General features: G+C 56.2%; 10 protein-coding genes and 1 pseudogene. 2 read left to right on the top strand and 9 right to left on the bottom strand.

Features of this window, described 5'->3' with window-relative positions:
- The 5 genes from ABDX87_RS21715 to tig form a co-directional block, all read right to left on the bottom strand.
- Nucleotides 1-273, bottom strand: coding sequence for an HU family DNA-binding protein (locus ABDX87_RS21715; RefSeq protein WP_074759350.1), 273 nt, complete (start codon nucleotides 271-273; stop codon nucleotides 1-3).
- A 145-nt stretch (nucleotides 274-418) separates the two neighbouring features.
- The gene (gene lon / locus ABDX87_RS21710) at nucleotides 419-2,815 is read right to left on the bottom strand and encodes an endopeptidase La (RefSeq protein ID WP_074759351.1); all 2,397 of its coding nucleotides are present in this window, start codon (nucleotides 2,813-2,815) and stop codon (nucleotides 419-421) included.
- Between the two features lie 181 nt (nucleotides 2,816-2,996).
- The gene (gene clpX, locus ABDX87_RS21705; protein WP_346829712.1) at nucleotides 2,997-4,280 is read right to left on the bottom strand and encodes an ATP-dependent Clp protease ATP-binding subunit ClpX; all 1,284 of its coding nucleotides are present in this window, start codon (nucleotides 4,278-4,280) and stop codon (nucleotides 2,997-2,999) included.
- A gap of 115 nt (nucleotides 4,281-4,395) precedes the next feature.
- Nucleotides 4,396-5,037, bottom strand: coding sequence for an ATP-dependent Clp endopeptidase proteolytic subunit ClpP (gene clpP, locus ABDX87_RS21700; protein ID WP_274135006.1), 642 nt, complete (start codon nucleotides 5,035-5,037; stop codon nucleotides 4,396-4,398).
- A gap of 91 nt (nucleotides 5,038-5,128) precedes the next feature.
- Complete coding sequence (gene tig, locus ABDX87_RS21695) at nucleotides 5,129-6,439, bottom strand: trigger factor (protein WP_346829711.1); 1,311 nt, start codon at nucleotides 6,437-6,439, stop codon at nucleotides 5,129-5,131.
- Between the two features lie 377 nt (nucleotides 6,440-6,816).
- On the opposite strand from tig, the gene ABDX87_RS21690 reads away from it, so the two are divergent.
- On the top strand, nucleotides 6,817-7,092 hold the full coding sequence (locus ABDX87_RS21690) for a LuxR family transcriptional regulator (protein WP_346829710.1): 276 nt from the start codon (nucleotides 6,817-6,819) through the stop codon (nucleotides 7,090-7,092).
- Between the two features lie 313 nt (nucleotides 7,093-7,405).
- The gene (locus tag ABDX87_RS21685; protein WP_431061169.1) at nucleotides 7,406-8,038 is read left to right on the top strand and encodes a LuxR C-terminal-related transcriptional regulator; all 633 of its coding nucleotides are present in this window, start codon (nucleotides 7,406-7,408) and stop codon (nucleotides 8,036-8,038) included.
- A 30-nt stretch (nucleotides 8,039-8,068) separates the two neighbouring features.
- Here ABDX87_RS21685 and ABDX87_RS21680 read toward each other — a convergent pair whose 3' ends face one another.
- The 4 genes and pseudogenes from ABDX87_RS21680 to ABDX87_RS21665 all read right to left on the bottom strand — a co-directional run bounded on the left by ABDX87_RS21680 (nucleotide 8,069) and on the right by ABDX87_RS21665 (nucleotide 12,362).
- Nucleotides 8,069-8,824 (bottom strand): hypothetical protein, encoded by a 756-nt coding sequence (locus tag ABDX87_RS21680; RefSeq protein ID WP_346833718.1) that lies wholly within the window; start codon nucleotides 8,822-8,824, stop codon nucleotides 8,069-8,071.
- Nucleotides 8,778-9,158, bottom strand: a pseudogene (locus ABDX87_RS21675) (RHS repeat-associated core domain-containing protein); the annotation flags it as partial. The pseudogene ABDX87_RS21675 and the gene ABDX87_RS21680, both read right to left, overlap by 47 nt.
- A 173-nt stretch (nucleotides 9,159-9,331) precedes the next feature.
- Nucleotides 9,332-10,363: an RHS repeat-associated core domain-containing protein gene (locus ABDX87_RS21670; protein ID WP_346829708.1), complete on the bottom strand. Its 1,032-nt coding sequence runs from the start codon at nucleotides 10,361-10,363 to the stop codon at nucleotides 9,332-9,334.
- A 748-nt stretch (nucleotides 10,364-11,111) separates the two neighbouring features.
- A complete protein-coding gene (locus ABDX87_RS21665; RefSeq protein ID WP_346829707.1) occupies nucleotides 11,112-12,362 on the bottom strand; it encodes an RHS repeat-associated core domain-containing protein in 1,251 nt (416 codons plus the stop codon).
- Between the last annotated feature and the right edge of the window lie 134 nt (nucleotides 12,363-12,496).

Here is a 12,496-nt window from a genome sequence, read left to right as displayed (position 1 = left end):
TTAGTTGACGGCTTCTTTCAGAGCTTTACCGGCTTTGAAGCCTGGCTTCTTGGCGGCTGCAATTTTCAGAGCTTCGCCGGTCTGTGGGTTACGGCCGGTACGAGCAGGACGATCAGTTACGGAGAAGGTGCCGAAGCCAACCAGTACAACAGAGTCGCCAGCCTTAAGAGCGCCAGTGACGGATTCGATTACTGCGTCCAGCGCACGGCCAGCAGCAGCTTTCGGGATGTCAGCGGATGCGGCGATAGCATCAATCAGTTCCGACTTGTTCACTCTAAGTCCCCTTATATCTATCTATATTGAGTATATTTTCTAAGTTTTTTGGTGAAGCCAGACAAACGCTGAATGGCCTTCTGACGCTGGAAAGAGCCGCTTTATAACAAGGGCTCTAAAAAGCTGTCAAGGAAGGCCCCCCAGACTAATGCGTGCTAATTCTTTCCTTAGAGTCAGACTCGCGTTTTTCATCCTTTGCAACCATCTCCGGAGCCACATCCGGCAAGGGCTCCGGCGCGTATTGCAGCGCAATTTGCAGGACTTCGTCAATCCATTTAACCGGTTTGATTTGAAGATCCTGCTTGATATTGTCAGGAATTTCTTTCAAATCACGCACGTTTTCTTCTGGAATGATCACCGTTTTAATTCCACCCCGGTGCGCCGCCAGCAGTTTTTCCTTCAATCCACCAATCGCCAGAACCTGACCGCGAAGGGTGATTTCACCCGTCATTGCCACGTCCGCACGGACCGGGATCTGAGTCAGCGCCGAAACCAGTGCCGTGCACATGCCTACACCCGCGCTAGGGCCGTCTTTAGGCGTCGCCCCTTCCGGCATATGGATGTGCGTGTCGCGCTTCTCGTGGAAGTCCAGAGGGATGCCCAGGCTTTTCGCGCGACTGCGCACGACGGTCAGTGCTGCGGTGATCGATTCGACCATTACATCACCTAGCGAGCCCGTCTTGATCAGTTGCCCTTTACCTGGCACCACGGCCGCTTCGATGGTCAGCAATTCGCCACCCACCTGGGTCCACGCCAGGCCCGTCACTTGACCGATTTGATCCTGCTGTTCGGCAAGGCCGTAACGGAATTTGCGCACACCGAGGAAGTTTTCGAGCATTGCAGCCGTGACCACGACGGCAAAACGCTTCTCGTGAGCGTGCTCTTTGACGGCCTTGCGGCAGACCTTGGCGATCTGCCGCTCCAGGCTACGCACGCCAGCTTCACGCGTGTAGTACCGGATAATGTCGCGTATGGCCTCTTCTTCGAACTCGATTTCACCTTTTTTCAGGCCGTTCGCAGCGATCTGCTTCGGCGAAAGGTATTTGGTGGCGATGTTGATCTTCTCGTCTTCGGTGTAACCCGGCAGACGAATCACTTCCATACGGTCGAGCAGCGCCGCAGGGATGTTCATCGAGTTGGCAGTGCAGAGGAACATCACATCGGACAAGTCGTAATCGACTTCCAGATAGTGATCGTTGAAGTTGTGGTTCTGCTCAGGATCGAGCACCTCAAGCAATGCCGACGCCGGATCGCCGCGCATGTCGCTGCCCATCTTGTCGATTTCGTCGAGCAGGAACAGCGGGTTGCGCACGCCAACCTTGGTCATTTTCTGGATCAGACGGCCAGGCATCGAACCGATGTAGGTCCGACGGTGACCGCGAATCTCGGCTTCGTCACGAACGCCGCCCAGCGCCATGCGCACGAACTTGCGGTTGGTAGCGTGAGCAATCGACTCCGCCAGCGAGGTTTTACCCACGCCAGGAGGACCGACCAGGCACAGCACCGGACCCCGAATCTTTTTCACGCGCTTTTGCACGGCGAGGTATTCGAGGATCCGCTCTTTGACTTCTTCCAGACCGTAGTGATCGGCATCGAGGATGTCTTCAGCGCGCGCCAGGTCCAGACGAACCTTGCTCTGTGCCTTCCAGGGCACCTGCACCAGCCAGTCAATGTAGGAGCGCACGACGGTTGCTTCAGCGGACATCGGCGACATCTGCTTGAGCTTGTTCAACTCGGCAGTGGCTTTTGTCATCGCATCTTTCGGCAGGCCAGCGGCGTCGATGCGCTTTTTTAGCTCTTCGATTTCGTTGTGGCCTTCGTCGCTGTCGCCGAGTTCTTTCTGAATGGCCTTCATCTGCTCATTCAGGTAGTACTCGCGCTGACTGCGCTCCATTTGCTTTTTCACGCGACCGCGAATGCGCTTCTCGACCTGCAACAGGTCAATTTCGGCATCCAGCAGCGCCAGCACGTGCTCAACACGCGCAGGCAGGTCAATGATTTCGAGGATTTCCTGCTTCTGCTCGATCTTCAGCGCCATGTGGGCTGCCATGGTGTCGACCAGACGACCCGGCTCATCGATGCTGTTAAGCGATGACAGGACTTCAGCCGGCACCTTCTTGCCCAGCTGCACATATTGTTCGAACTGCGCCAGGAGGCTGCGCACGAACACTTCGGATTCACGGTCAGGCGCGTCGACTTCGTCGATCAGCGCGACTTCGGCACGGCAATGGCCGTCCACTTCGATGAAACGCTCTACAGAGCCACGCTGCTCGCCTTCCACCAGCACTTTGACCGTGCCGTCAGGTAGCTTCAGCAGCTGCAATACAGTTGCAATCGTACCCACGCTATAAAGAGCGTCTTCACCAGGATCATCGTCTGCAGGGTTTCTTTGCGCGAGCAGCAGAATCTGCTTGTCGCCCGTCATCGCGGCTTCAAGGGCCTCGATGGACTTCTCGCGCCCCACGAACAGTGGGATAACCATGTGCGGATACACCACGACATCGCGCAATGGCAAGAGAGGCAGTTCAATGGTCGTCTTCATGATTTCGCCTCTACGGCGGCCTTAAGGCCATGGACAGATAGAAATAAGCTGAAAATCAAGATGGGGGTAGATACCCAAAAAAACAAGCGTCGCTTTGAGTTAATGCGAAAGAGACGGTGAAATGCAAAAGGGGCCCGAGGGCCCCTTTCTTTTCCAGTCGCCCGGTACGAAGCCTTGCGACTTACGCGTCGGGAGCCACCTTGGCGGGTGGCTCGCTGTTTTCGTAGATCAACAGCGGCTTGGACGTACCTTCGATCACGCTTTCGTCGATCACCACTTTACTCACGTCGGTTTGCGACGGGATTTCGTACATGGTGTCGAGCAGCACGCCTTCGAGGATGGACCGCAGACCACGGGCACCGGTCTTGCGCTCCAGCGCACGACGAGCAACCGATTTCAGCGCATCGGTGCGGAACTCGAGGTCCACGCCTTCCATTTCGAACAACTTGCCGTACTGCTTGGTCAGCGCGTTCTTCGGCTCGGTCAGAATCTGCATCAACGCAGCTTCGTCCAGCTCGTCCAGGGTCGCCAGTACTGGCAGACGGCCCACGAACTCCGGAATCAGACCGAACTTGACCAGATCGTCAGGCTCGACCTCACGCAGGGATTCGCCAACCTTCTTGCCCTCTTCCTTGCTGCGCACTTCGGCGTTGAAACCGATGCCGCCCTTGGTGGAGCGATTCTGGATGACCTTTTCGAGGCCCGAGAACGCACCGCCGCAGATGAACAGGATGTTGCGCGTGTCCACCTGCAGGAATTCCTGCTGTGGATGCTTGCGACCGCCCTGCGGCGGAACGGAAGCCACAGTGCCTTCGATCAGTTTCAGCAAGGCTTGTTGCACGCCCTCACCGGAAACGTCACGTGTAATCGAAGGGTTGTCGGATTTGCGCGAAATCTTGTCGATTTCGTCGATGTAGACAATGCCCATCTGGGCCTTCTCGACATCGTAATCGCATTTCTGCAACAGCTTCTGGATGATGTTTTCCACGTCCTCACCCACATAACCGGCTTCGGTCAGGGTGGTGGCGTCGGCGATGGTGAACGGTACGTTGAGCAAACGTGCCAGCGTTTCCGCGAGCAGGGTCTTGCCGGAGCCCGTAGGGCCGATCAGCAGGATGTTGCTCTTGCCCAGTTCAACGTCGTCATTTTTCTTGTCGCGCTGGTTCAGCCGCTTGTAGTGGTTGTACACCGCTACTGCGAGAACCTTTTTGGCACGCTCCTGACCAATGACGTACTGGTCAAGGATGCCGCTGATTTCTTTAGGCGATGGTAATTTATGCGCGCTGCTTTCTGCCTGTGCTTCCTGCACCTCCTCGCGGATGATGTCATTGCACAGGTCGACGCACTCGTCACAGATAAATACCGAGGGGCCGGCAATCAACTTGCGTACTTCATGCTGGCTTTTGCCGCAGAAGGAGCAATAAAGCAGTTTGCCGTTGTCCTCGCCGTTGCGGGTGTCAGTCATTCGATCGATCCAATCCGGTAGGCTTGCAACACAAGATGAAGGCAATTGCGGGCTTTTTCAAGTCCGCAGGCGGTACGGACGTACCGACCGCCTGGGATTACTGCCTATCAAGCAATCATTTGATCATTTGACGTTTGTCGAGCACCGAGTCCACCAGGCCATATTCAGCAGCGCGTTCGGCGCTCATGAAATTGTCGCGGTTGGTGTCGCGCTCGATGGCTTCCAGCGACTGACCTGTATGGTGGGCCAGCAGCTCGTTCAGACGCTGGCGAATGTACAGGATTTCCTTGGCGTGAATGTCGATGTCCGACGCCTGCCCCTGGAAACCGCCCAGTGGCTGGTGAATCATCACGCGGGAGTTCGGCAGCGCGAAGCGCTTGCCCTTGGCACCGCCCGCCAGCAGGAAAGCGCCCATGCTGCAAGCCTGTCCCATGACCGTCGTGGAAACGTCCGGCTTGATGAACTGCATGGTGTCGTAAATCGCCATGCCAGCGGTCACCGAACCACCTGGGGAGTTGATGTAGAGATGGATGTCCTTGTCCGGGTTTTCCGCTTCAAGGAACAGCAGTTGCGCCGAGATCAGGTTGGCCATGTAGTCTTCAACCGGGCCGACCAGGAAGATGACGCGTTCCTTGAGCAGGCGGGAGTAGATGTCATAGGCGCGTTCGCCACGGGCGGACTGCTCGATAACCATCGGGACCAGGCCGCCAGCGGCCTGGATGTCAGAGTTCTGCTGAATATAAGAATTGCGGGACATGTCTCGCATTCACTCCCAAATAGTCATGTCTTGAATACGCATAAGCCAGCGCGAAGGCTGGCTTATGGTGTTTTCGAACGAGAGAAAGAAATCAGTCGGCTTGTGGAGCTTCTACCGGCTTGACGGCTTCTTCGTACGAGACCGCTTTATCGGTCACGCTCGCTTTCTGCAAAACAGTATCCACAACTTGCTCTTCCAGCACAACCGAACGCACTTCGTTCATTTGCTGTTCGTTCTTGTAGTACCAGGCCACAACCTGCTCAGGCTCCTGGTAAGCGGAAGCCATTTCCTGGATCAGCTCGCGAACACGGGCTTCGTCAGGCTTGAGGTCGAACTGCTTGACGACTTCAGCAACGATCAGACCCAGCTCAACGCGGCGCTTGGCTTGCTCTTCGAACAGCTCGGCTGGCAGTTGGTCAGGCTTGATGTTGCCGCCGAACTGTTGAACGGCCTGAACGCGCAGACGGTTCACTTCGTTTTCCAGCAGTGCTTTAGGCACTTCGATCGGGTTGGCGGCCAGCAGACCGTCCATTACCTGATTCTTGACCTTGGACTTGATAGCCTGACGCAGCTCGCGCTCCATGTTCTTGCGAACTTCGGTGCGGAAGCCTTCGATACCGGTTTCCTTGATGCCGAACTGGTTGAAGAACGCTTCGTTCAGCTCAGGCAGGGTCGGTGCCGACACCGTGTTCACGGTAACGGTGAACTCAGCGGTTTTGCCAGCCAGTTCCAGATTCTGATAATCCTCTGGGAACGTCAGGTTCAGAACGCGCTTTTCGCCAGCTTTGGCGCCAACCAGGCCTTCTTCGAAACCAGGGATCATGCGACCCGAGCCCAGTACCAGCTGAGTGCCGGTCGCCGAACCGCCAGCGAATGCTTCGCCATCGATTTTGCCCACGAAGTCGATGTTCAGTTGGTCTTCGTTCTCGGCAGCACGGTCGGCCACTTCAAAACGGACGTTCTGCTTGCGCAGGATTTCCAGCATGTTGTCCAGATCGGAGTCAGCGACGTCGGCAGACAGACGCTCTACGGATACGGACTCGAAACCGGCAACAGAGAATTCAGGGAACACTTCGAACGTGGCGACGTACTCGAGGTCCTTGCCTTTTTCGAAGGTTTTTGGCTCGACGGAAGGTGCGCCGGCAGGGTTCAGCTTTTGCTCTACGACTGCTTCGTAGAAGGTCGCCTGGATCAGGTCGCCCAGGGCTTCCTGACGAGCGCCGTCTTCGTAACGCTGGCGGATCACGCTCATAGGCACTTTGCCAGGGCGGAAGCCCGGGATCTTGGCTTTGCGTGCGGTCTGCTGCAGACGCTTGTTGACTTCCGTCTCGATGCGTTCGGCAGGCACGCCAATGGTCATGCGGCGCTCAAGAGCCGAAGTGTTTTCAACAGAAACTTGCATGGATATTCCTCGTTGCACAGACGATAGCCGGCCATTCCCGACCCCAGAATCAAGGGCAAGCATTCTAGTGGGTCAAACACAAGAAGTCACCCCACGGCGTAAGGCTAATCTTCCAGGGCGCTGAGGGGCATTGCACAAGCCTCGATCCGGGCGCTCTCGCCTGTCCCGCAGGCTTGCAGCACAGGCCCCTCTCCTGCGATGCAGCTCATCGGAAATACCGCCCTACTGTCATTTCTGACAGCTTTCAAAAAAGCGCATCGGGTTTATAAACCTAATCAGCGGCACAACGCGCAGGGGGTGCGCCAGCCGCAGAGGGCCTCTCAGGCATCAGGCCCGTCATTTCAAAGGGACGAGTCAATCGAAAAGGACACATTGCCATGCACGCACCTCTACACCAAAACCCCGGCATTCCGGACACCGCTCACTCGCGGCTTTTGGCGGCCTCGACGCCCCCCGTCACCCTGACACCCAAGGAAAAGCAAGTCGGTCACTGGGGAAACAAAGGCAAGTCTTCATGGGAAATTGCGCAAATCCTGGCCTGCACCGAGGCCACGGTCAATTTTCACTTCGCCAATATCCGGCGCAAATTCAATGTCGGCTCCCGTTGGCTAGCGTTGCGCAAAGCGACAGAAATGGGCCTGCTCGACGAATGAAATGACGGACCGGGAACCTTTAAGGCCATCCTGAAATATCCAGACCTCACGGACAATTAGGAATAGGACTACACAACAAACACGAACAGCGTACAGAGAATTCCTACAAGCTCTTGTTACAGTTCCAGCGCTTTCAAATAGGCGGGGTCTGAAAACCACCCCGTCTATCCCCGCCATTGCTCAATGCCTGTCAAACCTTTGCACCGCCTGAGCCTTTAGCATGAATACCCACCCGCGAACCCTACGCCCCCGATCAACCCCACGACACATCCTGCTGGCAGACGATCACCCTGTAGTATTGCTGGGAGCACGCATGTCGTTGAGCAACGGCCGGCATCACGGTGCTTTTATCAGTGATGCCCACAACGCCGACCAGTTGATCGAACACCTTCACCATCGCCCTTGCGAGCTGTTGATCACTGACTTCTCCATGCCCGGCAGCCAGAAACCCGACGGGCTGGCGCTGATCAGTTACATCCGTCGCCATTTCGACGCGGTGGACGTCATTGTCATGAGCATGTTCGACAGCCCCGTCTTGTGGAGGAACCTGCTCGATCTGGGGGTCCGGGGCTTGTTCGACAAACACGACTCGTTGACCGAACTCGACTGCGCACTGGACACCGTATGCCGAGGGCACATTTATATAAGCCCGAGCGTTGGCAACAGGCTGGGTACGCCAGCCTGCGATGCGCACGCAGACTCCGCACTGTCTATCCGCGAAGTGGAAGTGGTGCGGCTGCTCTACCAGGGACTGTCAGGACGACAAATCGCCGAACGCCTCAACCGCAGTGAAAAAACCGTCAGCCGCCACAAACGGACCGCGATGCAAAAACTGGGGCTCATCCACGACAGCGGTTTGATCGAGTACGGACGTGCCTTGGGACTCAATGGGGCGTCCCGATCCGTGAGCGCGCCTCGTCGCCTGGCAACGGAATGGGCCGTTTGAACACTTGGCCGGGTGATGTCGATGCGGATATCAGAAGAAGTAAGCCGGCCTTTTAAGGAAATAGGCAGGTCTGACCAGGTAGGACAGCGTCGTGTTCAGCATACCGGTCCTGATTGCCGTCAAACCGGTTTGTGGCGAAAAGACGCGGTAAGTACCCCTCACGGTGTCGCTTGCCCGATTCGCAGTGACCAAGCCGTAGTATCCGGTCACATCACGTTGCAACCGATTGGCCAGTACCTGCGCTTGGGAGGCGTATGAACCGCCATTGGCACTGAAACACGAAATCAGCCTTACTGGTGCCTCAGTCTTCCACTCTACGTTTTGAAGCTGCCGCGCCAGGGTCAATCCCGAACTGGGCTTCGTTGTGGCGGTTGTGAAAGGATAGCCGTGCGCAGTGATGTCACGCTCAGTGAACATGCCGTGCCCCAGCACGCTTCCGTGCTGCTGACCGAGACCTCGGTTCAATATCCTTCGACTGATTTTGTAATTATTCAGAAAACTCAACCCGGCCATCCCCGCAGCGGCAAGGCCCAGTCCGGCGCTGGCCCACATCAGGCCTTCTGACCATTTGGGGGCTCTGCTTTCGGTGAGCGCAGAGGCTACGGCAGTGCCTTCGGAGATCAATCCGGTGGCTAATCCGGCGACAGCCAAGGGGGTCGAGGCCCCTGCACTGAAAAGCCCTACAACGATACCCAGCAGCCCCAACCCCAAGCCTAATGACGACTGCCATGACAAATGCCCCGACGGGGTCAATGCGATTGACAGGATCACCCAGGCAATAGGCATAAGGATTCAAACCGCCCTCACCCAAAGGACTCAAGTTGTCAGGGCTGTTGAAGCGCATGAGCACCGGATTGAATGCCCGGTAACCGGCACCCAGCAGATAATGCCCCGTCATTGATTCGCGGCGTTCGCCATTGAAACCCAAAAGCGTGCTCACTCCGCCAACATCATTGCTATGGCCATAAGGGCTGTAAGCGATGCGGGTTCGAGAGTGGTCTGTATCCGTACGCAAGACCGAGCGCTGTAGGTCCGTTGCCAACAGCGTGGTTTGCCAACCTTCCTGGAGCTGGGCCGACTGGACTTCGTGACATTGCATCAATAAGCATCCTAGATGAAATCTTGGTCCACACCGCAGATGGGCAAGGTCATCGTAATGATGACGATAACGTGGTACTCAAATCCCTCCTGAATAACCCGTAACAAGAAATAAGAAATCTTAATTTCGCAATTTGGCTGCCGCCTTATCCCCGGGGAAGCCATAAACAATACTGCCTGATCCCGGGCCTGACGTTAATCCAAATCCAAGCTCACTCGTCGTACTCGACGACTGGCAACACTCGATAAGCTTGACAAACTTGAGCTTGACGACCGCCGCCGCCGCCAGAGGACCATGTCGGTGAGAGGTAAGCCGTCATTGTCAAATTGTGCAATTAGGCGCAAACGGGCTTGTGGATTCTGGCTAAAAAAATGGTCCTCAACAATTCTCGGATGTCTCCGGTCATCGAATGCAAATGCATAGTGATTATCGTAGTGCTCATTAATATACTCATCAACCCAACGGTCTTGCCGACGAAAATCGTTAAAATTAGTAATCATCCGCTGCGGGGGCTCGCCATCTTGTAAATAACCCCGTGCCGTTCTGTTCAAATTACGCGCGAGTGGCGTACGAGAAACATACTTGAGCCCTGCGCCAAAACCGGCAGTAATGCCTCCGACAATACCAAGCACCGTGCTGGCCTTTCCTAACGCATCCCCAGATTTGCCACCGATGACACTCCCGGCGATCCCTGCCCCGACGGAGGCGACATCCAGCCCTATCCCTACTGCAACTGCGACACTACCCGCTGTTGCAGAGGCCTGAGTGGAGACAGCGCCCGCTAACACGGCCGCCGCTCCTACCGCCGAGAACCCCAGACTCAGGACAGCTCCCCCTATCATTCCGACGGCCATCATGGCCCAGCTCGGCAAATGCCCTGTCGGATCAACGAAGTTCACCGGATCGCCCACACAGTAGGCGTAAGGATTCAAGCCACCCGCCTCAAACGGGCTCAAACTGTCCGGGTTGTTGAACCGCATGAGCGCCGGATTGAATGCCCGGTAACCGGCGCCCAGCAGATAATGCCCCGTCATCGATTCGCGGGGTTCCCCATTGAAACCTAGCCCACCGCTCAGGCCACTGGTGTCCTGGCTATGGCCATAGGGGGTATAGACCAAGTCTGCTTGATCCTGCGCCGCCCTCTTGTGCAAAACCGTGCGTCGCTGGTCCGTCCCCAAGAGCGTGGTCTCCCAGGGCGGATCATCAGGCTGTTGTTGGTGCGGCATGCCGCCCTGGTTCTGCATGACCGAATGGGGCGAAGTCGCTTGAATGCCAGGCGCAGGAGTACCGCTGCCGCGAGAGGGTGGTACTGGCTCCGGGAGGGGCGGCAAAGACGCAGCCAGAGGGTCAGTTGCTTTGCCATCACAGGGGTATAGGTGCAACCATGTAGGGGTGTTCATTGGTACATCCTCCTTAGCAAACCTGCCAATCTGCGCACCGTCACTCTAAATAGCGTCAAACCGGCCCCTTCAACCAACTTGAAAAGCGAATCTCAGACCTTACTCACTGGCATTCAAGGTCACCTAACGCATCTTTCCAAAGCTCGGATTACCAAGTGACTCTGTCATAAGACTAGTACCTGACGTCACTGAACCGCACACTCAAATACCAGCGTCTGACTCAGACAAAATTTCTCGAAATGCATCAGCGTAAGGATTACCCGCCCAAACATGCGTCCCTCATCACCAACGCTTACTTCTGAAACAGCCGACCAATCGGATGAACCCGATAAACCCGATGAACTACGCCGAGAACCATAACCACTGATAATAAAGTCATCTAAACCGAACTCACGCAAACTAAACTCAGCAAAACTAGAACGGCGGCGCTCTACAGGTTGGTAGGGGTTACTCTCCCCACTTCACACTGGATAATCAATGGCAGGTGCCGGCTCGGGTAGAGCGCTGTTACTGACAGTATTTCCGCGCCAGATGCCTGCTCGGTCCACTTTGGGCGTGCCCTGCAGTGTTCTGATCATGTATGCCCACCAACCCGTATCACCTTTACCGTTTTGGTTGATTCATTCGCCCAGAAGGTCGCACGCGCTTTTTTACTTAGTCTGATCTGATACTGCAGCACCTCCGTGTAGCTTGAGGTGCCATCGACCTCGGATGGCATTGAAACCTTCGCTAAACTCTTCAAGTTGGTGTCGCCAGCCTGCTTGGCTGCGTCTGTATAGTGAGCGCCGTCGTTATGGATGGCATTTTGAAACCTATCCCACTTTTCCTGCTCCGCAGTTGTCAGACCGCTCTCTTTGAAGCTGCCTTTTGTCTTGTCGATGGACCAGCGTTGCGCAGCCTTTCCTGCTCCTCGTCCACTCGCCGGGAAGCCTATCCTGCCATTGACCCGCTGCAACCGGTTTAACCCGGGCAGTACCGGCAGCGCTCGCCTCGAGTGCGGTCCGATCTTTAGCTTCATCCCTCCTCCAAATCCTCCCGCCGCTCCGGCAGCAAACCCCAGTCCCATGCTGATCTTGCCCAACAGGTCTCCTTTCTCGCCGCCCATAACCGTTCCCGCTATTCCTGTTCCGGCAGACGCGATCTCCAGGCCCACACCGAGGACCATCGAAGCGTTTGCAGCAGCGGCGGCGGTGCTGGCCGCCATCGAGCCCACCACCAGGGTTCCGACACCACCAAAGACCACGCCCAGTGCGATGCCGCCAGCGATGCCGATCGCCATCATGGCCCAAGTGGGCAGGTGTCCCGTTGGGTCAATGAAGTTCACCGGATCTCCCAGGCAGTAGGCGTAAGGATTCAAGCCACCCGCCTCGAACGGGCTCAAACTGTCCGGGTTGTTAAATCGCATGAGCGCCGGATTGAATGCCCGGTAACCGGCACCCAGCAGATAATGCCCCGTCGTCGATTCGCGGGGTTCGCCATTGAAACCTAGCCCACCGCTCAGGCCACTGGTGTCCTGGCTATGGCCATAGGGGGTGTAGACCAAATCTGCTTGATCCTGCGCCGCTCTCTTATGCAAAACAGTGCGTCGCTGGTCCGTCCCCAAGAGCGTGGTCTCCCAGGGCGGATCATCAGGCGGGCGTTGGTGCGGCATGCCGCCATGGTTCTGCATGACCGAATGTGGCGAAGTCGTCTCAACGCTTGGCTTAGAATCATCGCCGCCGTAAAACGGTCGCACCGGATTCGCCAAGGACGGCAAGGAGGCGGCAAAACGGTCAAATGCTTCGCCTCCATTGGGGTATACGCAAAAACATTTAGACGTGGTCATTAACTTTCCCTCCGCACCCCTGCCAACGGTTCCTCCATTTGACATCGGTAGCCAATATTAACGATGCGATGTAGAACAAAACATTCATGCAACGATTACACGCAGCCCTCTTTAAACTGTTGTTCTCATACCGA

This window comes from Pseudomonas abietaniphila, from assembly GCF_039697315.1.
GTDB lineage: Bacteria > Pseudomonadota > Gammaproteobacteria > Pseudomonadales > Pseudomonadaceae > Aquipseudomonas > Aquipseudomonas abietaniphila_B.
The sequence above is the reverse complement of the archived record's forward strand: the minus strand, read 5'-3'. Positions and strand labels throughout refer to the sequence as shown.

Excerpts from the sequence above, each read along its gene's own strand:
- clpP (WP_274135006.1), bottom strand. The coding sequence starts at position 5,037 with ATGTCCCGCAATTCTTATATTCAGCAGAACTCTGACATCCAGGCCGCT.
- tig (WP_346829711.1), bottom strand. The coding sequence starts at position 6,439 with ATGCAAGTTTCTGTTGAAAACACTTCGGCTCTTGAGCGCCGCATGACC.
- ABDX87_RS21670 (WP_346829708.1), bottom strand. The coding sequence starts at position 10,363 with ATGCCGCACCAACAACAGCCTGATGATCCGCCCTGGGAGACCACGCTC.
- clpX (WP_346829712.1), bottom strand. The coding sequence starts at position 4,280 with ATGACTGACACCCGCAACGGCGAGGACAACGGCAAACTGCTTTATTGC.
- ABDX87_RS21685 (WP_431061169.1), top strand. The coding sequence starts at position 7,406 with ATGTCGTTGAGCAACGGCCGGCATCACGGTGCTTTTATCAGTGATGCC.
- lon (WP_074759351.1), bottom strand. The coding sequence starts at position 2,815 with ATGAAGACGACCATTGAACTGCCTCTCTTGCCATTGCGCGATGTCGTG.
- ABDX87_RS21690 (WP_346829710.1), top strand. The coding sequence starts at position 6,817 with ATGCACGCACCTCTACACCAAAACCCCGGCATTCCGGACACCGCTCAC.
- ABDX87_RS21665 (WP_346829707.1), bottom strand. The coding sequence starts at position 12,362 with ATGACCACGTCTAAATGTTTTTGCGTATACCCCAATGGAGGCGAAGCA.
- ABDX87_RS21680 (WP_346833718.1), bottom strand. The coding sequence starts at position 8,824 with ATGCCTATTGCCTGGGTGATCCTGTCAATCGCATTGACCCCGTCGGGG.